Consider the following 18,760-nt stretch of genomic DNA (forward strand, 5'->3'; position numbering starts at 1 on the left):
CTACATCCGGTAAAGTCTCCGACAAGTCCATTCGACTAACGGTCGAGAAATAATCGGAAAAACTTACCTTAAAAGCCGATTCGCCTGTCGCCATTGATCGATGATGGCCTCTATACTAGCTCCCCGTTTGTGCACCGCTCTAGTGCATTCGGCTGGAGCGCCACACGTCCCTCCACTCTCCAATAGAGCTGCCGTAAAAATGAGCCTGTTCTCCGCTGTCGAAATGGCACCCCGCGATCCAATCCTGGGCCTCAACGAAGCATTCAACGCCGATACCCGGACCAATAAGGTCAACCTCGGGGTAGGTGTGTACTGCAACGAAGAGGGGCGAATTCCACTCCTGCGCGCCGTCATCGAAGCCGAAACCATTCGCGCCGCTCAGCACGCCTCGCGCGGCTACCTGCCAATCGACGGCATCGCGGCCTACGACCAGGCCGTGCAAAAACTGCTGTTCGGCAACGATTCGCCACTGCTGGCCGCTGGCCGCGTTGTCACCACTCAGGCCGTCGGCGGGACCGGCGCGCTGAAAATCGGTGCCGACTTCCTCAAGCAACTGCTGCCCAATGCCGTTGTGGCGATCAGCGACCCGAGCTGGGAAAACCACCGCGCGCTGTTCGAAACCGCCGGTTTCCCGGTGCAGAACTACCGTTACTACGACGCCGCCACCCACGACGTGAACCGCGCCGGCCTGCTGGAAGACCTGAACGCCCTGCCGAATGGCTCGATCGTCGTGCTGCACGCCTGCTGCCACAACCCGACCGGCGTCGACCTGAGCCCGGCGGACTGGAACAACGTGCTGGAAGCGGTCAAGGCCAAAGGTCACGTGCCTTTCCTCGACATGGCTTACCAGGGTTTCGGTGACGGCATCGCCGAAGATGCCGCTGCCGTGCGTCTGTTCGCCGAATCCGGTCTGACTTTCTTCGTGTCGAGCTCGTTCTCCAAGTCGTTCTCGCTGTACGGCGAGCGTGTCGGCGCCCTGTCGATCGTCAGCGAATCGAAAGAAGAAAGCGCCCGCGTCCTGTCGCAAGTCAAACGCGTGATCCGCACCAACTACTCCAACCCGCCGACCCACGGTGCAAGCATCGTCGCCGCTGTGCTGAACAGCCCGGAACTGCGCGCCCAGTGGGAAGCCGAACTGGCTGAAATGCGCCTGCGCATTCGCGGCATGCGCGAGCAGATGGTTGCTCTGCTGGCCAAGAAAGCCCCGCAGCGCGACTTCAGCTTCGTCGGTCGTCAGCGCGGCATGTTCTCCTACTCCGGCCTGACCACCGAACAGGTTCACCGCCTGCGCAACGAATTCGGCATCTACGCCCTGGACACCGGCCGCATCTGCGTCGCCGCGCTGAACCAGAGCAACATCGAAGCCGTGACGGACGCCATCGTCCAGGTCATCTGATCCGGCGCTGACTGAAAACGGGAAGCCTTCGGGCTTCCCGTTTTTTATTTGTCTGAAGAAAAGCCGCCATACCCTCTAGACTGCACAAAGACGATATTTCAGAGAGACAACATGAAAAACGATGACCTGCGCGCCGACCGCGACGATCTGGATGACTTCATCCCCCGCGCCCCGGCCAAACGCGGCAACAACCTGGTGCTGCAAGTCGCGGCCGGGGTGTTTCTCGGCGGGCTGGCGCTGTGGCTGGTGCAACTGGGCGCAACGATGCTGTACGCCAAACTGATGCTCGGCACCTTCACGTTCGGCGGTTAAGCCAGTTCCGCTGCACGCTGAGTCGCCGCATCGTCATAAACGACGTAGAGCGATTCGGCGATCTGGCTCTTGATGGCCTTGGTGCTTTCCAGACCAAGGACAAAACCTTCGGCCTTGCCGCCTGCGCGGTTCAGTTCTTCAGCCGTACCGGCCTGAGTGATCGAGTCGAAAAGCTTTTCGGCGTGTGGGCCGACGCCTTTGGGCAGGCTGATTTGTGCGGTGCTCATGCGAACACCTCGGCAGAACAATGGGTGAGGATGGGGCTATTCATGGCGCGTACCTTTTCGGCGAATGGCCGGCAGCGCGTGTGACCACTTCCGGGCGGCCATGGTAGACCTCTGCTACGGTTCTGGTAACCGCCAATCGCCGATAGATCGCCGTCCGTCCTGATAATTCCAGAAAATTTACAACTGGCGCTTGACTAGTCTTTTTAAATCAGTAACATACGCACCAATTCCGCAATAGCTCAGTTGGTAGAGCAAGTGACTGTTAATCACTGGGTCCCTGGTTCGAGTCCAGGTTGTGGAGCCAAATACAGAGCCCCTGAATCGAAAGATTCAGGGGCTTTTTTGTGGGCGCTGAAAAAAACGGCACCATAGAAAAAGGGCCGATCAGTTTCGCAACTGATCGGCCCTTTTTCATTCAACTACAGCGGTCAGACGTGCTCGCTGCTCTTGGCATGCGCCTTCGGTGCGCCATGACCGTGATCCGCATCCGGATCGATCACCGGCACTTCATTGCCGTCGCAGTCATGCAGTTTGCCGTCGCTGAAGTAGTCGCCTTCACGCAGCGCTGCCAGATCGCGATAACGCAGGGTCCGCTCTTCTGCCGCCGCGAACACCGACTGCTGATCCGAGTTACCCGCCGTGAAGTGGTTGAACGCCAGGTTCAGCAGGATCGCCATGATCGCCGACGAACTGATGCCCGAGTGGAAAATGGTCGCAAACCAGCTCGGGAAGTGATCGTAGAAGTTCGGCGCGGCAATCGGGATCATGCCGAAACCGATCGAGGTCGCGACGATGATCAGGTTGACGTTGTTGCGGTAATCAACCTTGGACAAGGTGCGGATACCGCTCGCCGCCACGGTGCCGAACAGCACGATACCGGCGCCGCCAAGTACCGAGGTCGGCACGGCTGCGATGACCCGACCCATGAATGGCAGCAAGCCGAGGATCACCAGGAAGATACCGCCGGTCGCCACCACATAGCGGCTCTTGATCCCGGTCACCGCCACCAGCCCGACGTTCTGGGCGAATGCGCTTTGGGTGAACGAGCCGAAGATCGGCGCAAACATGCTCGACAGCATGTCCGCCCGCAGGCCGTTGCCCAGACGCTTGGAGTCGACCTTGGTGCCGATGATTTCACCGACCGCCAGGATGTCCGCCGAAGTTTCCACCAAGGTCACCATGACCACGATGCACATCGACAGGATCGCAGCGAAGTGGAAGGTCGGCATGCCGAAATGGAACGGCGTCGGGAAGCCGAACATCGGGCCCTGGGTGACGTTGGAGAAATCCGCCATGCCGAGGAACACCGCCAACACCGTGCCGATCACCATGGCCAACAGGATCGACAGACGCGAGATGGTGGAACTGCCGACCTTGCTCAGCAGCAACACCAGCACCAGCGTGACCGCCGCCAGACCGATGTTCTGCATGCTGCCGAAGTCAGGCGCGTGACTGTTGCCGCCCATGGCCCAGCGTGCGGCCACCGGCATCAGCGTCAGGCCGATGGTGGTGATCACGATGCCCGTGACCAGCGGCGGGAAGAACTTGGTGATTCGCGAGAACACCGGCGTGATCAGCAAGCCGATCAGCGACGCCGCAATCACCGCGCCAAGCACCGACTGGAAGCCGCCCTCCCCGCCACTGCTGACAATCGCCACCATCGTGGCAACGCCGGAGAACGACACGCCCTGCACCAGCGGCAACTGACAGCCGAAAAACGGTAAACCCAGGGTTTGCAGCAACGTGGCCAGCCCCCCCGCAAACAATGAAGCAGCAATCAACAGACCGATGTCCGCCGGCGAAAGCCCGGCGGCCTGACCGATGATCAGTGGCACCGCGACGATACCGCCATACATGGTCAGAACGTGTTGCAGGCCGTAAGCCATATTCGCGCCGACCCCGAGATTCTCGTCCTCGGGCCGTTGGTGTGAAACATGGGGCGTTTTCATGGTGGGGGAGTTCCCTGGTTTTTGTTATGCGCACACTGTATGCAAGAGTCAGGACAAATGTCCATAGACTTGTATACAACTTATCAGTCACATAATGGTTAGCTAGCCACCCAACCTTCTATCCCGCTGCTTTCATCCCCCACAAATCCGGCAACACATCCCCAATCGAGTCCACGTTTTATCCGCCTGGGCTGAAGTGTTCACGGCGACCGACGGCGCGGCCGCACTCTTTTTTATACATATAAAGTATGCATAATGAAGTCATTCAAGATTCAGTTCGACAAAAGCAAGAATGCTGCCAACGCATTCGAGCCCAGCGAGCAATGGCAACTTTGCGCAGAGGTGATCAATGAAGGATGAATACGATTTCAGCCAGGGTAAACGCGGCGCCATCGCGCCCACCAAGGGCAAGACCCGCATCACCATCATGCTCGATGATGCGGTGATCGAAGCCGCGCGCGAGGTCGCTAAACGCGAGGGGTTTGGCTATCAGACGGTAATCAACAACACCCTGCGCCACGCATTGCTTAACAGCCGCGGCGCAACCGAGGAACTCGAGCATTTCAGCGGGCAATTCAAGCAAGGCATCACCGCCACTGACCTCAAGAGCCTTGAGAAAAAACTGTCGGCGGCCGTGAACGAAATCCGGCGGGTGCTGGAGCCGGAGGCAAAACCTTAGGCTTCAGACCGGCTGAATCAAGCGCGCCAGCGCCAGACGTGCACCGGACTGGTGCGGCAAGCGCAGGCCGAATTCCCGTTCCAGCAATTCGATCAGTTCATCGACATCCGTCACTTCACGCCGCTCGCTCTCGGCGCCGATGCGGTGGATCGCGAAACTGCCGTTGTTCAACGTGCGCCGCCAGCCGTCGCCGGTCCGCGCGACCATCAGGCGCTGAGCAAATGGCGAGTCCGGGTGAGTCGAGACGTACCAGTTGCCGAGGGTGTAATCGATGTCTTCCTGGCGCTGCAGGTCGAACAGGTACATCGGCCGCCATTCGCCGGCGACGTTGGCCCGCAGCATGTAGCCATCGGCCTGCACTTCGATGCGATACGGCTCGTGCGGCGTGGTTTGCTCGGCGTCGGTATCGAGCACCAGCGGCGCGGTCGGCACCATGCCGCCGAAGCCGACGTCGGTGATGTAGCGCACGTCGTCAATGGTTACCAGGCTCAAGCGGTGGGTGCGCGCCGTCCAGCTGCCCTCGGGCTGATTCATGACCACTCGCCCGCTGATCCCCCGGGCATCGAACCCCAGCTCCAGCAGCAAAGCCAGAAACAGATTGTTCAGCTCGTAGCAATATCCGCCACGGGCGTCATTCAAAACTTTGCGTTCGATGGAGAGCAGATCGATCAGGACGGGCTCGCCACTGAGCGTCGACAGGTTTTCGAATGGAAAGGCGCCGGTATGGCGCAGTTGCAACAGACGCAGGGTTTCAAGGGTCGGTGCCGGGGGCGCATCGAATCCCAGGCGTTGCAGGTACTGTTTCAGATTCGTCAGGCGTGGCTCGCTCATTGCTGGGTCCTTTTGCATGGGGGCGCGGATCGTTCCGCCGATGGTCGCCATGTATACGGGATCCGGGCATCGAATCGACAATTGAATTAACCAATCACCTGCTAGCGTCTTTTACGCGAATCGATGCGAATCCACGTCGGCGCGTGGTCACTGGCATGCGGTTCGTTGCGCACCCAGGCATCCACACCGGCCTCATGCAAATACGGCGTCAGCTTTGGATTGAGCAGCAGATGGTCGATCCGCAGCCCGGAGTTCTTCTGCCAGTGCTGGCGGAAGTAATCCCAGAACGTATAGAGCCGATCTTCGGGATACAGATGCCGCAACGAATCGGTCCAGCCCTGATCCAGCAGACGCTGATAGCACTCGCGGCTTTGCGGTTGCAACAACGCATCCTTGAGCCACGAACGGGTGTTGTAGATATCCAGATCGGTGGGCACCACGTTGTAATCGCCGGCCAGCACCACCGGGTGATCGCTGCCTTGCAGATCCCGGGCGTATTTGATCAGGCGTTCGAACCAGGCCAGTTTGTAGTCGAACTTCGGCCCCGGTTGCGGGTTGCCATTGGGCAGGTACAGACACCCCACCAGCACTCCATGCACCGCCGCTTCGAGGTAGCGGCTGTGTTTATCGTCGGGATCGCCGGGCAGGCCGCGCCGGCTCTCCAGCGGTTGCGCATCGCGGGCAAGAATCGCCACGCCGTTCCATGACGCCTGACCGTGCCAGATGGCGCCGTAACCAGCGGCCTCCAGCTCGGCGGCAGGAAACGCGCTGTCCACCAGTTTCAGCTCCTGCAAACAGACGATGTCCGGCTGCTCGCGCCTGAGCCACTCCAGCAGGTTCGGCAGTCGGGCCCGCAGGCCGTTGACGTTGAACGTGGCAATGCGCATTTTTTTCATCGTCCGGATTCCCGCCATTGACCGATAAAAACTGTGACATCCACCCACCGCGACGGTTGCGTCGGATCGTTCCCGTACGGCGTAATAGGCCCTCGCCTGATCGCCGAGAATCCCCACATGCAAACCACGCTGCAAGGCCAGGGAATCACCCTGCGCCCGCTTCAATACACCGACGCCGATGCCCTGCTCCACGCTGCCGCCGACGGTGAACTGTGGAATCTCACGGTCACCGTGGTGCCGTCGACTACCACCGTCGACGCTTACCTGAAAAAGGCCCTCGACGGCCGTGAGGCGGGCACGGTCATGCCGTTTGTCATCGTGCTGAAGGAAACCGGCGAAGTGGTCGGCTCGACCCGGTTCTGGAAGATCGACCCGCTCAATCGCAAGCTGGAGATCGGCAGCAGCTGGATTTCGGCACGCTTTCAGAAAACCTTCGTCAACACCGAGGCCAAGTACCTTATGCTGCGCCACGCCTTCGAGGTGCTCGATTGTGTGCGGGTGCAGTTCACCACCGACGAAAACAACCAGAAATCGCGCAACGCGATCCTGCGCCTCGGCGCGCAGCAGGAAGGCATCGTCCGCCACGAACGCATCATGCCGGACGGCCGCAAGCGCAATTCGGTGCGCTTCAGCATCATCGATGACGAATGGCCGCAGGTGCGCCTGAACCTGGAGCGCAAACTGGCGGACTACGGACTGCGCTGAACGGTCAGACGCGATTGCGCAGCCATTGCAGGAAGCCTTTCTTCGGCGCCGCCACCGGTGTTTCTTCCGTCAGGGATTGCGCCTTGTGTAGGCGGAAATCGAGCAGCGCCTGCATCGCGTCGTTGATGTCATGACGGGCATCCAGGCACGGCTTGAGATAAGACTTCTCGATGCGGTACAGCGCGCAGAAGGTTTTTGCCGAGAAGTCGGCCGGCAACGACGTATCGGACAGAATCCCCGCCTCGCCAATCACTTCGCCCGGCCCCATCCGCCCGGATTCGAATGGCGTGCCGTGGCGCTTGAGCGTCACCGAGACCACGCCGGATTCGATGATGAACAGGTGATCGCTGACCTCGCCGCCCGCGAGAATCATCTCGCCGGCCCGGAAGGTTTGCAGGGTCATGTTCTGGCTGAAGGTTTCCTTCTCTTCCTGACGCAGCGTGGAGAAAATCGGCGAGCTGTCGAGCAACGCCCGTGGACGCGAAAGATTGCTCAGCATGCCCGGCTCATCGCTCGACAGCAGATTGACCCCGGACGCTTGCAGGTGCCGGTAGGCCAGGTCGAACAGCTGATTACGCACCAGGCGCTTTTCGCTCATCGAAGCGACGAACCCGCTGATTTCATATTCGGCACCAGCGCTGCTGGAGCTCTTCAGCGCGACACTCGGCGCGGGGCTCTCCAGCAATTGCCGAGAGCCCTGCATCGCCCGCTCCAGGGCATCGATCACCGAGCTGGGCCGCGCATGGGGGCTGACCTGCACACTGACAGCAACCCCGAACATATTGCTCGGCCGACTGAAGTTGATGATCTTGGCCTTGGCCGCCAGCGAGTTGGGAATCACCGCCATGCTGCCCTGACTGGTTTGCAGGCGCGTGGCGCGCCAGTCGATGTCGGTGACCCGGCCTTCGGTGCCGTCGATGGAGATCCAGTCATCCAGCTGATAAGGCTTGGTGGTGTTGAGCACGATCCCGGAAAACACGTCGCTCAAGGTGCTCTGCAACGCCAGACCGACGATGATCGCCAACGCTCCGGACGTTGCCAGCACGCCTTTGACCGGCAGATCCAGCACGTAGGCCAGCGCCGCGATAATGGCGATCAGGAAAATCACCGCGCCCAGCAGATCCTGCAACAACCGACCGGTGTGCCCGACCCGCTGCATCATCACCGCGCCGATCAACACCGTCAGAGTCCGCGCGCCGAACAGCCACCAGCCGATCTGCAACCCGGTCGCCGCCAGGTGCAACGGCACGTTGTCGGCCCACGGCGCAGGCTCCATCGGGTTGAGCCCTTCGTTGAACAGCAGGATGCTGAACAGGGCAAAAATCAGCACCCGCACCAACAGTTTCCACGCGCTGCCGTGGGAGCTGATCAAACGCCACAGACCGAGATCGATGAGGATCAGGATCAAGGCACAAAACAACGGATGATCGGTGAGCAGAGACAGCATCAAACAACTCCGACAGGGGCCAGTCGCGAGAAGATCGCACAGATTGGGCTCAGTGTAGGAGGAATTGATTTGGCGGGATGAGCGCCACTGCGCGCGCTCAAAAAAAACCGGCAGGCGCGCGTGGCGCCTGCCGGTTTTTTCAGCCGTGCATCTGGCCGAAACGGCCGGACTGGAAGTCGGCGAAAGCCTGATGGATTTCCTGCTCGGTGTTCATCACGAACGGGCCGTGGCCGACGATCGGCTCGTCGATCGGCTCGCCGCTGAGCAGCAGCACCACCGCGTCCGCGCTGGCTTCAAGGGTGATGCGATTGCTATCGCGCTCGAACAGCGCTAACTGCCCTTCGCGCATCGACTCCACACCGTTGATCTGTACCGAACCCTTCAACACCACCAGCGCGGTGTTGCGGCCTTCGTGCAAGTCCAGCGAGAGCAGCTTGCCGGTGTTCAGCCGCAAGTCCCACACATCGATAGGCGTGAACGTGCGGGAAGGACCTTTGTGGCCGTCGAACTCACCGGCGATCAGACGCAGACTGCCGGCACCGTCCTTGAGCGCGATATTCGGGATATCACTGTCCAGAATGGTCTGGTAACCCGGCGCGGCCATTTTGTCCTTGGCCGGCAGATTGACCCACAGTTGCACCATTTCCAGGTTGCCGCCGGTTCGGGCGAAGTTTTCCGAGTGGAATTCCTCATGCAGGATTCCGGAAGCTGCCGTCATCCATTGCACATCGCCCGGGCCGATGGTGCCGCCGCTGCCGGTGGAATCGCGGTGCTGCACTTCGCCTTCGTAAACGATGGTCACGGTCTCGAAGCCACGGTGCGGATGCTGACCCACGCCACGGCGTTCGGTGGTCGGGGTGAATTGCGCGGGCCCGGCGTGATCCAGCAGGAGGAACGGGCTGATGTGCTTGCCCAGATTGTCGTAGGAAAACAGGGTACGCACCGGAAACCCATCGCCGACCCAGTGGCCGCGAGGGCTGGTGTAGATACCGATAAGGTTTTTCATGGTGGACTCCGTCATCAGGTTGATCATGGAGCGATCATAAATTCGCCACGTATTTAGTACTAGTCAGCCAAAACCGTCCTCATCGTTCTACTGGTGGAACGATACCGAACGCAGTGATTCGTGACTTCCAGTCAACAGTACTTTGCCCCGACAGCGGTTTTTCCCAAGGAACCAGACGCGGATACTCCTGCCCCATTCCCACTGCAACCCTGGAGTTCCTGCATGTCTGTTCCCGCTTTCGGTCTTGGTACGTTTCGCCTGCAAGGTCAGGTGGTCATCGATTCGGTGAGCACTGCCCTTGAGCTCGGTTACCGGGTCATCGACACCGCACAGATCTATGAAAACGAAGCTGACGTTGGCGAGGCCATCGCTGCCAGCGGCATCGCCCGCGAAGAACTGTTCATCACCAGCAAGATCTGGATCGCCAACTTCGCCAAAGACCGGCTGATTGAAAGCCTCAAAGAGAGCCTGCAAAAGCTGCAGACCGACTACCTGGACCTGACGCTGATCCACTGGCCGTCGCCGGAAGATCAGGTGCCGGTCGAAGAATTCATGGGCGCGCTGCTGGAAGCCAAACGCCTGGGCCTGACCCGGCAGATCGGCGTGTCCAATTTCACCATCGACCTGATGAAACAGGCGATCGCGGCGGTCGGCGCGGAAAATATCGCCACCAACCAGATAGAGCTGCACCCGTACCTGCAAAACCGCAAGGTCGTCGAGTTCGCGCAAAGTCAGGGCATTCAGATCACGTCGTACATGACCCTGGCCTATGGTGAAGTACTGAAGGATCCGCTGATCGTGCAGATCGCCGAGCGTCTGCAAGCCACCCCGGCGCAGGTCACTCTGGCGTGGGCGATGCAATCGGGTTACGCGGTAATTCCGTCGTCGACCAAACGCGCCAACCTGCAAGGCAACCTCGGCGCCACGGCGCTGACCCTGAGCGACGCCGACATGGCGCTGATTGCCACACTGGAGCGCGGCCATCGCCTGACCAGCCCCAAAGGCATTGCGCCGCAGTGGGACTGACCGATCAGGCCTGAAGCTGCTGCGCGAGGTCGTGCATGGCCACGCGCAGCAACTCGATGGCGGCCGTCAATGCCGCTTCGGGCTCATCGTCCCGGCAGGCCTGCTCGAGTACCCGACACGCCGAGACCACGCGCTCGGCACCGATCATGTGCGCCCCGCCCGTGATGTGATGCCCCAGATCACGCAAGACTTTGCGATCCCGCCCTGATGCGTCCAGGCGTTTCAGGTCGATGCGCAGACTGCTCAGCACTTCTTCGCGCAACTGCCCGATCAGCGGGTTGTCCGCGCCTGCCAGTTCGAACAGCGCGCTCAGGTCGAATTCGGCCACTGCCGGATCGTCCATGCTTTCGACCTGCGCTCCTCCGTATGTTGCTGACATCAGCGCCTGGCTCAATTCGCGCAACAGCACCGGCTTGAACAGGCAATCGTCCATCCCGGCCGCCCGGCATCGCTGTTTTTCTTCCATCTGCGCATTGGCGGTAAATCCGAGGATCAGACAGGGCGCCCTGCCCATCGCGGCCTCTTCCTGACGAATCGCTCGCGTCAACTCGTAACCGTTGAGCCCCGGCATGTTGATATCGGTGATCAGCGCATCGAAGGATTGACCGCGCCACCGCGCCAGTCCCTCCTCACCCCCGCCAGTGTCAACGGCGCGATGCCCAAGCTCACTCAACTGCCGACACAACAGCAGGCGATTCACCGGATGGTCATCCACCACCAGCACGTGCAGCGACTTCACCGTCGCCGCCGCTGACAGCGGTTCAGCCTCCTGCACAAGCGGCGCCAGCAACGGCAGTTCCAGTCGCAGCATGACCTGCGTGCCGCGGTTCAGTTCGCTGTTCATCCACAAATCACCGCCCATCATCCGGCACAGATTGCGGCTGATCACCAGCCCCAGGCCAGAACCGCTGTGCGCCACAGATTGATGATCACCGACCTGCACAAACGGGCTGAACAACCGTTGCTGATCCTCGGCGCTGATCCCTCGGCCACTGTCTTCAATGGCCACGCCCACTTCAATCTGCCCATCCTGTTCTCCAAACACCCGCAAGCGCAGGCTCACCTCGCCGTCATCGGTGAACTTGATTGCATTGCTCAGCAGGTTCGACAGCACTTGTTTGAAACGCAGGGGATCGAGCATCACCTCAACGTTGCTGCGCTCGTCCATTTCCACCTGCCACAACAGTTGCTTCTGTCGGGCCAGGCCTTCGAAAATCCGGCACACCGACGCCACCACCTCGCGCAGATTGGCGCGCTCAGGAGCCAGCGACAAGTGCCCGGACTCGATACGGGCGATGTCGAGAATATCGCCGATCAATGCCAGAAGTTGCTGCCCGGCGCTGGATGCCACCTCGATCGCCTCCCGATCGGTCACGCCTTCATCGGCACGCTTGAGGGCCAGTTCGAGCATGCCGATCAGGGCGTTCATCGGTGTGCGGATTTCATGGCTCATGGTCGCCAGAAACGTGCTTTTGGCACGGTTGGCTTCATCGGCTGCGTCCTTGGCCTCCTGCAACTGACTCAACCATTGCTGACGGTGGCGGATCTGCCGACGCTGAAAACCGATCCAGCCCAATGCCAACAGCAACAACCCTGCCGCCACTGCAAACCCGCGCAGTATTTGCTCTCGATGACGGTGCCAATAGCTGTCTTGCAGGATCACGTTACGACTCCAGCGCGCGACCAGAGCGTCAATTTCCTGCGGTGCGATGCTAAGCAGTGCCTTGTTCAGAATCGATTGCAACTGCGGGTCATCGAGCGCCGTCGCCATCGCAACCCGGGCCGGCAAATCGCCCAGCGTGGAGACAATCCGCAAGCGATCGCGGTACTGGTGATCGATCTGGTAGCGCGCTACCAGCAGCGAACTCAATGTCGCCTCAGCCCGACCTTCGAGCAGCGCCCGCGTACCGTCCGCCGGGCTTGGCAACTCGATCAGGCGGATCTGCGGCACATGCTCCAGCAGATAATCGCGCAACGGATTGCCGCGATAGAGCGCCAGACGTTTACCTGCCATTTCTTCAAGGCTGCGCGGCGCCTGAGCCCTGGAGTCGCTGATCAAGACGAAGGGACTGTTGGCGTACGAGCGGGTGAACAGCATTTGCGTTTCGCGCTCGCGGCTCGGTGTCATCACCGGCAACAGGTCCAGTGCACCGCTTTTGAGTTGCTCGACCTGACGATCCAGAGATTGACCGCGCACCACCTCGAACGTCAGGCCGCTGCGCTGACTGATCAGGTTGAGCAGTTGCGCAACCAGACCACTGAACCGACCATCGGCGTCAAAGAATGTCAGCGGTGCAAAATCATCGATAGCGCCGACCCGCACCACCGGATGCTGATCCAGCCATTGTTGTTCGCTGTCGCTCAGGCTCACCCGTGACTGCGCTGCCATATCGGCGCGACCGGCGCTCCAGCGCAGCTCGATGGCCAGGCGCTGCTCCATGGGAATTGCCAGCAGGGCCTTGTCGACCAGACGTTTCAAGCGCGTGTTGCTGCGGGCCAGGGCAAAGCCGAACGGATTGGCGTCGAGGCCCGAAGGGCCGGCCAGTTGCAGGTCATTCTGAAAATGGGTGTTGATCAGATAGCTGGCGCTGATGAAGTCGCCCAGGTACAGATCATCCCGGCCGAACGCCACGGCGCCGAGGGCATCGAGAATCGATCGATAACGTTGCAGGGAGGCTTGCGGGTACGCTTCTTCGATGGTCGAGGCTGGCAGGTAGTCGTCCACCATGGCGATGCGCTTACCAGCCAGATCGCCGGGCAACGGTTCTTCGATCCGGGTTACCCACATCGGCTGATCTTCGGCGTAGGCACGGGACAGCATCAGGCGAGAATTGGCTTTTTCGAACTCGTTCGACGTGCCCAGCAGGTCCACCTCACCGGCCTCGAGCGCAGCCATGGCGCTTGCGCGGTCGGGATAACACCAGACTTCAACGCCGATGTTCAAAATCTGTGCAATCGCATCCGCGTAATCGGCCGTAAGACCTTCCAGTTCATGGCGCTTGCGGGTCAACTCAAAGGGCGGGTAATCCGGCCAGGAGGCACCGATGCGCAATATCGGATGCGCACGGAGCCACTGCCGATCCTGCTCATCCAGTTGAATCTGCACACCCTCAAGGCGGGTGCGGGAGACGATTTCCAGCCGTTGTGCCTCGGTCGCGTGTACTGCACTTGCAAGCATCAGTATCGACAGAAGAACGAACCGAAGAAGCGAAATCATGGCGCGGCCGATCAAAACAGGCCGTTGCGTTTGACAAACTCTCGCAACACCACCAGCGAACTTAGCCCTAATTTCAGCATCAAGCGGGTCTTGTAGGTACTGATGGTTTTATGACTGAGGTTCATCGCCAGAGCAATGTGCTTGTTGGACTCGCCTCTGGCCAGCTGCAGCATGATCTCCATTTCGCGGGTCGACAGAAGCGCGATCAACTCTCGCTCATCGCGGTGAGATTCGGATTGCCCGGCATTGACCGCAGGCATTTCGGGGAAGTAGGTATAACCCGAACGGACGGCCTTGATTGCATTTTGCAAATGCTGCATCGAGGCGGATTTGGCGACAAAAGCCATCGCCCCTGCCCGTCGACAGCGCATCAGATAGTGTTCAGGGTCGGCCGAGGTGAAAATCACCACATTGCAGACCAGCCCGATGGCTCTGATGCGGGCTAATACCTCCAGGCCTCCGAAGCCATCGAGTTTCAGGTCGAGCACTACCAGTTTCGGCGCGTGCTCACGCAGCATCGGCACCACATCGACACCTCTGCCAGTCACATGGATCGGTTTGTAACCCGCAGACTCCAGAACCAGGCGAAGGGCTCTGACCACAATCGGATGATCATCGACGATCAATGCTGAACCCATGACCACTCCCGGGGCGAATACATGACATGACGCCACCGATCTTGCATGAACGGGACTATTGGTAGCTGCGCTACAACTGTTGCACGGTGTGCACGTTTTTTCACCTGTCAGATCTGACAGTTGTGCGTCAGGCCGATCTGTGATCGAACACGCGAAGAGCGCTCCAGCGAAGACTCGACCCAGGTCATCAACTGTTCGATGGCGCGGATGGAAGGCACTGCTTCAGGGCTGCTGATGATCTTTACCCCAAATCGCCTGGAAACACCTGAAGAATCCGCCGGCTCACCATAGACCAGCGCCCTTCGGACTTGTGGGTGATCAAACAGAAAACCGCGCAGATCCTCGATCCCGATCGCCAGTTCTGCGTTGACCACCAAAACATCGAACGGCTCACAGCCGTAATCGACCAGCGTCAGCAGTTCGGCAAGGTTTTGCACCGGCGCAATGCGGTAGTAATCGAGGCCATTGAACATCCGCTCAATCTTCATCCGGTGGAAGTGCTGCAAGTCGGCGATCAGGATGCGCAGGGTTTTGTCGGTCAACGTGGAAGTCCGGGTAGTCGCTTCAAGTGGCGGCAAGACTACCCAAGCGCCGAGGTGCACTCTGTAGGACTTTTCCGAAAATTCCTTCACTCGTCTGAATTGAGCGCCTTACTCCGTGGTACTCGGACTCCAGAACGCCTGCACCACCAGGCTTGAAGTGGAAATCCGCTTCACCAGTGCATCCAGCTCATCGCCGTCCACCGAAGTGGTCGCCAGCGTCGCTTCGATCTCGATTTCATCGGCCCCGAAGGCGTGCACATCAACGTCACTGGCCGGGTAGTTGCTGCGTTCGAGCTCGGCTTCAAGCAAGGCGAACACGGCGGTCTGCTGCGAACGCCGGGCAATGACGTAGACGATGTTGGTGACTTCCGCCGAGACCACATCGAGCGGCTGACGGTTGATGTTGTTGACGATCGGCCGCAGCAAGGTATTGGCGGCGAGCACGAACAAGGTGCCCAGCACCGCTTCGGCCAGCAGGTCGGCACCGGCGCAGGCGCCGACGGCCGCCGAGGTCCAGAGCGTGGCGGCGGTGTTGAGCCCGCGCACGTTGCCTTCTTCGCGCATGATCACGCCGGCGCCGAGAAAACCGATGCCTGAGACCACGTAGGCAACCACCCGCACCGCGCCTTCGGCACCGGCGAGACGGTTGGCCATGTCGACGAAAATCGCCGCACCGACCGCCACCAGCACGTTGGTGCGCAAACCCGCCGTGCGTTGCCGGTACTGGCGTTCGAAGCCGATCAGGCCACCGAGGATGAACGCCGCGCTGAGGCTGACCAACGTGTCGAGCAATGAGGTGAGGTTGAGATTGTTGATCGCTTGCATGTGAAACTCCTTGAAACCGCCCCCCTTGCTCCCACAAGGGGGGAATCTTGCCTGTTACTGCCAGCCGAACCGGCGGATGTAGAAGCCTTTGACGGCCTGAGTCAGCGCCATGTACGCCAGCAGGATCACCGGCAGGAACACGAAGTACATCGACGGCAGCGCCTGCAATTTGAAGTAGTGCGCCAGCGGCCCCATCGGCAGGAAGATGCCCACGGCCATGATGATTCCGGTCATCACCAGCAACGGCATGGCCGCGCGGCTTTGCAGGAACGGAATCTTCGGCGTGCGGATCATGTGCACGATCAGCGTCTGGGTCAGCAGCCCCACCACGAACCAGCCGGACTGGAACAGGGTCTGGTGATCCGGGGTGTTGGCATCGAACACGTACCACATCAAGGCGAACGTTGTGATGTCGAAGATCGAACTGATCGGGCCGAAGAACAACATGAAGCGCCCGACGTCGCCTGGCTGCCAGCGTTGCGGCTGTTTCAGCATCTCGTCGTCGACGTTGTCGAACGGGATCGCGATCTGCGAAATGTCATAGAGCAGGTTCTGCACCAGCAGGTGCATCGGCAGCATCGGCAGGAACGGAATGAACGCACTGGCCACCAGCACCGAGAACACGTTGCCGAAGTTCGAGCTAGCGGTCATCTTGATGTACTTGAGCATGTTGGCGAAGGTCCGGCGCCCTTCCAGCACGCCCTCCTCCAGCACCATCAGGCTCTTCTCCAGCAGGATGATGTCGGCCGCTTCCTTGGCGATGTCCACCGCGCTGTCCACGGAAATTCCGATGTCGGCGGTGCGCAGCGCCGGGGCGTCGTTGATGCCGTCGCCCATGAACCCGACCACGTGGCCGTTGCCCTTGAGGATGCGCACGATGCGCTCCTTGTGCGACGGCGTCAGCTTGGCGAACACGTTGGTGGTTTCCACCGCCACGGCCAGTTCGGCGTCGCTCATGCGTTCGATGTCGTTGCCCATCAACAGGCCTTGTTGGGCCAGGCCTACTTCGCGGCAGATCTTGGCGGTCACCAGCTCGTTGTCGCCGGTCAGCACTTTCACCGCCACGCCGTGCTCGGCCAGGGCCTTGAGTGCCGGGGCGGTGCTTTCCTTCGGCGGATCGAGGAATGCCACATAACCAATCAGCGTCAGTTCCTGCTCGTCGCTCAGGCTGTAAGTGTCGCGCCCTTCAGGCATCGAGCGTGCCGCCACCGCGACCACGCGCAAGCCTTCAGCGTTGAATGCTGCTGTGACCTGACGAATTTTCGCCAGCAATTCATCGCTCAAGGCTTCGTCGACTTCACCGTGACGAACCCGGCTGCACACCGCCAGCACTTCTTCAACCGCGCCCTTGCAGATCAGTTGATGCGGCTGGCCGCGTCCCTCGACGACCACCGACATGCGCCGACGATTGAAGTCGAACGGGATCTCGTCGACCTTGCGAAACGCCGTGCCGACCTTCAGCTCACGGTGGATTTCCACGTGTTCCAGCACCGCCACATCGAGCAGGTTTTTCAGGCCGGTCTGGTAGTAGCTGTTGAGGTACGCCATTTCCAGCACGTCGTCGGAGTCCTCGCCCCAGACGTCGACGTTGCGTGCCAGGAAGATCTTGTCCTGGGTCAGGGTGCCGGTCTTGTCGGTGCACAGCACGTCCATGGCGCCGAAGTTCTGGATCGCATCCAGACGTTTGACGATGACTTTCTTGCGCGACAGGAACACCGCCCCCTTGGCCAGCGTCGAGGTGACAATCATCGGCAGCATTTCCGGAGTCAGGCCCACGGCGATCGACAGCGCGAACAGCAGCGCTTCGGTCCAGTCGCCCTTGGTGAAACCGTTGATGAACAACACCAGCGGCGCCATGACGAACATGAAGCGAATCAGCAGCCAGCTGACTTTGTTCACCCCTTGCTGGAACGAAGTCACCGCGCGATCGGTCGCCCCGACCCGCTGCGCCAACGCACCGAAATAGGTGCTGTTGCCGGTGGTGAGAATCACCGCCACCGCTGTGCCGGATACCACGTTGGTGCCCATGAACAGGATGTTGTCGAGTTCCAGCGGATTGCGCGTGTCGCGATCGGCCTGACGCGGGAATTTCTCCACCGGCATCGATTCACCGGTCATCGCCGCCTGGCTGACGAACAGGTCCTTGGCGCTGAGCACCCGGCAATCGGCAGGAATCATGTCGCCGGCCGAAAGCACGATCAGATCGCCGGGCACCAGTTGCTTGATCGGCAGTTCAGCGCGCGGCGCATCCCGGCGCAGCACGGTGGCAGTGTTGCTGACCATCGCCTTGAGCGCATCGGCGGCCTGGTTGGATTTGCTTTCCTGCCAGAAGCGCAGCAGCGTCGACAGCACCACCATCGAGAAAATCACGATGGCGGCCTTGAGGTCTTCGGTCAGCCACGAGATCACCGCCAACAGGGTCAGCAGCAGGTTGAACGGGTTCTTGTAGCAGTGCCACAGGTGGGTCCACCACGGCAGCGGTTGCTCGTGTTCGACTTCGTTGAGGCCATGCTGCGCGCGCAGCACATCGACTTCGAAATCGGTGAGGCCGTCAGTGTGGGTGCCGAGGTTCGACAGCAGCACGCCGCTGTCGCAATGGGCGGCATCCACGAGTGTATTGGCCAGGGTGGGCGGCACTTCACGGCTGACCGTGGTGTCGCTGAGGGTTTCCAGCAAGGCCAGGCGACGGAAGTGCCGGGCGATGTGGCGGGTCCGCAGGAAGCCTGCGAAAAATTCCTTGAGCGTAAGTTTCATGGCTGTTGCCCCTATGGTCAGCCGGGAAACCGTCGAGCAGGTACGTCCTCGTCCCGGGCACCGGGAAACCGGCACGGCAAGGCGTGGCGCGCCGGTCAGAAAAGACAGGCGTGTCGATAGGGCTGCAATGACGACGATAAAGTCGACTTCACAGGCTTTTCAGTGTCGATGAGAAGGACGTCGGGACATGACCAAGACCGGTCATGATCGGGATGCCGCTGCTCGCTGTTCGGCGAGACAACGGCACAAAGGAATGCGCGTTATCTTGCCGAGAATCTGCCGGTTACAAGGACCGGCCGACAACTGTCAC

General features: G+C 60.4%; 16 protein-coding genes and 1 tRNA gene. 6 read left to right on the forward strand and 11 right to left on the reverse strand.

Annotation, left to right across the window (positions count from 1 at the left end; all coding sequences use genetic code 11):
* The first annotated feature begins 199 nt into the window (after window positions 1-199).
* Together AC1Q9F_RS22275 and AC1Q9F_RS22280 are read left to right on the forward strand one after the other, a co-directional pair.
* Window positions 200-1,396 carry an amino acid aminotransferase gene (locus AC1Q9F_RS22275; RefSeq protein ID WP_492620821.1) on the forward strand — a complete coding sequence of 399 codons (1,197 nt, stop codon included), beginning with the start codon at window positions 200-202 and terminating at the stop codon, window positions 1,394-1,396.
* A 111-nt stretch (window positions 1,397-1,507) separates the two neighbouring features.
* Window positions 1,508-1,708, forward strand: a complete 201-nt coding sequence (locus AC1Q9F_RS22280) for a hypothetical protein (protein ID WP_007956421.1) — start codon at window positions 1,508-1,510, stop codon at window positions 1,706-1,708.
* Here the strand turns inward: AC1Q9F_RS22280 and AC1Q9F_RS22285 are convergent.
* Window positions 1,705-1,935, reverse strand: coding sequence for a hypothetical protein (locus AC1Q9F_RS22285; RefSeq protein WP_207985576.1), 231 nt, complete (start codon window positions 1,933-1,935; stop codon window positions 1,705-1,707). The two genes, AC1Q9F_RS22280 and AC1Q9F_RS22285, sit on opposite strands and share 4 nt — an antisense overlap.
* Before the next feature lie 228 nt (window positions 1,936-2,163).
* Between AC1Q9F_RS22285 and AC1Q9F_RS22290 the strand changes: the two genes are divergently transcribed.
* Window positions 2,164-2,239, forward strand: a tRNA-Asn gene (locus AC1Q9F_RS22290).
* Between the two features lie 124 nt (window positions 2,240-2,363).
* On the opposite strand, the gene AC1Q9F_RS22295 is transcribed toward AC1Q9F_RS22290, so the two are convergent.
* The gene (locus tag AC1Q9F_RS22295; protein ID WP_007956419.1) at window positions 2,364-3,884 is read right to left on the reverse strand and encodes a nucleobase:cation symporter-2 family protein; all 1,521 of its coding nucleotides are present in this window, start codon (window positions 3,882-3,884) and stop codon (window positions 2,364-2,366) included.
* Between the two features lie 349 nt (window positions 3,885-4,233).
* Between AC1Q9F_RS22295 and AC1Q9F_RS22300 the strand changes: the two genes are divergently transcribed.
* Window positions 4,234-4,563: a BrnA antitoxin family protein gene (locus AC1Q9F_RS22300; RefSeq protein ID WP_207985575.1), complete on the forward strand. Its 330-nt coding sequence runs from the start codon at window positions 4,234-4,236 to the stop codon at window positions 4,561-4,563.
* 3 nt (window positions 4,564-4,566) lie between these two features.
* Here the strand turns inward: AC1Q9F_RS22300 and AC1Q9F_RS22305 are convergent, their stop codons facing one another.
* Both AC1Q9F_RS22305 and AC1Q9F_RS22310 read right to left on the reverse strand, forming a co-directional pair.
* On the reverse strand, window positions 4,567-5,394 hold the full coding sequence (locus AC1Q9F_RS22305) for an arylamine N-acetyltransferase family protein (RefSeq protein WP_492620822.1): 828 nt from the start codon (window positions 5,392-5,394) through the stop codon (window positions 4,567-4,569).
* Window positions 5,395-5,495: 101 nt separating this feature from the next.
* Window positions 5,496-6,290, reverse strand: coding sequence for an exodeoxyribonuclease III (locus AC1Q9F_RS22310; RefSeq protein WP_492620823.1), 795 nt, complete (start codon window positions 6,288-6,290; stop codon window positions 5,496-5,498).
* A gap of 117 nt (window positions 6,291-6,407) precedes the next feature.
* Between AC1Q9F_RS22310 and AC1Q9F_RS22315 the strand changes: the two genes are divergently transcribed.
* Complete coding sequence (locus AC1Q9F_RS22315; protein WP_492620824.1) at window positions 6,408-6,995, forward strand: GNAT family N-acetyltransferase; 588 nt, start codon at window positions 6,408-6,410, stop codon at window positions 6,993-6,995.
* 4 nt (window positions 6,996-6,999) lie between these two features.
* Here AC1Q9F_RS22315 and AC1Q9F_RS22320 read toward each other — a convergent pair whose 3' ends face one another.
* Both AC1Q9F_RS22320 and AC1Q9F_RS22325 read right to left on the reverse strand, forming a co-directional pair.
* Window positions 7,000-8,442, reverse strand: coding sequence for a mechanosensitive ion channel domain-containing protein (locus AC1Q9F_RS22320; protein WP_492620825.1), 1,443 nt, complete (start codon window positions 8,440-8,442; stop codon window positions 7,000-7,002).
* Window positions 8,443-8,581: 139 nt separating this feature from the next.
* Complete coding sequence (locus AC1Q9F_RS22325) at window positions 8,582-9,448, reverse strand: pirin family protein (RefSeq protein ID WP_492620826.1); 867 nt, start codon at window positions 9,446-9,448, stop codon at window positions 8,582-8,584.
* 222 nt (window positions 9,449-9,670) lie between these two features.
* On the opposite strand from AC1Q9F_RS22325, the gene dkgB reads away from it, so the two are divergent.
* Window positions 9,671-10,474, forward strand: a complete 804-nt coding sequence (dkgB, locus tag AC1Q9F_RS22330; protein ID WP_273901946.1) for a 2,5-didehydrogluconate reductase DkgB — start codon at window positions 9,671-9,673, stop codon at window positions 10,472-10,474.
* 4 nt (window positions 10,475-10,478) lie between these two features.
* On the opposite strand, the gene AC1Q9F_RS22335 is transcribed toward dkgB, so the two are convergent.
* The 5 genes from AC1Q9F_RS22335 to mgtA all read right to left on the reverse strand — a co-directional run bounded on the left by AC1Q9F_RS22335 (window position 10,479) and on the right by mgtA (window position 18,450).
* On the reverse strand, window positions 10,479-13,691 hold the full coding sequence (locus AC1Q9F_RS22335) for a transporter substrate-binding domain-containing protein (protein ID WP_492620827.1): 3,213 nt from the start codon (window positions 13,689-13,691) through the stop codon (window positions 10,479-10,481).
* 11 nt (window positions 13,692-13,702) lie between these two features.
* Window positions 13,703-14,329, reverse strand: coding sequence for a response regulator (locus AC1Q9F_RS22340; RefSeq protein WP_492620828.1), 627 nt, complete (start codon window positions 14,327-14,329; stop codon window positions 13,703-13,705).
* Between the two features lie 107 nt (window positions 14,330-14,436).
* Complete coding sequence (locus tag AC1Q9F_RS22345) at window positions 14,437-14,871, reverse strand: chemotaxis protein CheY (RefSeq protein ID WP_207985567.1); 435 nt, start codon at window positions 14,869-14,871, stop codon at window positions 14,437-14,439.
* A gap of 108 nt (window positions 14,872-14,979) precedes the next feature.
* A complete protein-coding gene (locus AC1Q9F_RS22350) occupies window positions 14,980-15,696 on the reverse strand; it encodes an MgtC/SapB family protein (RefSeq protein ID WP_085607898.1) in 717 nt (238 codons plus the stop codon).
* A 54-nt stretch (window positions 15,697-15,750) separates the two neighbouring features.
* On the reverse strand, window positions 15,751-18,450 hold the full coding sequence (mgtA, locus tag AC1Q9F_RS22355) for a magnesium-translocating P-type ATPase (RefSeq protein ID WP_433899356.1): 2,700 nt from the start codon (window positions 18,448-18,450) through the stop codon (window positions 15,751-15,753).
* Window positions 18,451-18,760 lie beyond the last annotated feature (310 nt).

The organism is Pseudomonas sp. GW823-FHT04A03, from assembly GCF_058796615.1.

Coding starts and splice junctions, on each gene's coding strand:
- AC1Q9F_RS22275 (WP_492620821.1), top strand. CDS start 200: ATGAGCCTGTTCTCCGCTGTCGAAATGGCACCCCGCGATCCAATCCTG.
- AC1Q9F_RS22280 (WP_007956421.1), top strand. CDS start 1,508: ATGAAAAACGATGACCTGCGCGCCGACCGCGACGATCTGGATGACTTC.
- AC1Q9F_RS22285 (WP_207985576.1), bottom strand. CDS start 1,935: ATGAGCACCGCACAAATCAGCCTGCCCAAAGGCGTCGGCCCACACGCC.
- AC1Q9F_RS22295 (WP_007956419.1), bottom strand. CDS start 3,884: ATGAAAACGCCCCATGTTTCACACCAACGGCCCGAGGACGAGAATCTC.
- AC1Q9F_RS22300 (WP_207985575.1), top strand. CDS start 4,234: ATGAAGGATGAATACGATTTCAGCCAGGGTAAACGCGGCGCCATCGCG.
- AC1Q9F_RS22305 (WP_492620822.1), bottom strand. CDS start 5,394: ATGAGCGAGCCACGCCTGACGAATCTGAAACAGTACCTGCAACGCCTG.
- AC1Q9F_RS22310 (WP_492620823.1), bottom strand. CDS start 6,290: ATGAAAAAAATGCGCATTGCCACGTTCAACGTCAACGGCCTGCGGGCC.
- AC1Q9F_RS22315 (WP_492620824.1), top strand. CDS start 6,408: ATGCAAACCACGCTGCAAGGCCAGGGAATCACCCTGCGCCCGCTTCAA.
- AC1Q9F_RS22320 (WP_492620825.1), bottom strand. CDS start 8,442: ATGCTGTCTCTGCTCACCGATCATCCGTTGTTTTGTGCCTTGATCCTG.
- AC1Q9F_RS22325 (WP_492620826.1), bottom strand. CDS start 9,448: ATGAAAAACCTTATCGGTATCTACACCAGCCCTCGCGGCCACTGGGTC.
- dkgB (WP_273901946.1), top strand. CDS start 9,671: ATGTCTGTTCCCGCTTTCGGTCTTGGTACGTTTCGCCTGCAAGGTCAG.
- AC1Q9F_RS22335 (WP_492620827.1), bottom strand. CDS start 13,691: ATGATTTCGCTTCTTCGGTTCGTTCTTCTGTCGATACTGATGCTTGCA.
- AC1Q9F_RS22340 (WP_492620828.1), bottom strand. CDS start 14,329: ATGGGTTCAGCATTGATCGTCGATGATCATCCGATTGTGGTCAGAGCC.
- AC1Q9F_RS22350 (WP_085607898.1), bottom strand. CDS start 15,696: ATGCAAGCGATCAACAATCTCAACCTCACCTCATTGCTCGACACGTTG.
- mgtA (WP_433899356.1), bottom strand. CDS start 18,450: ATGAAACTTACGCTCAAGGAATTTTTCGCAGGCTTCCTGCGGACCCGC.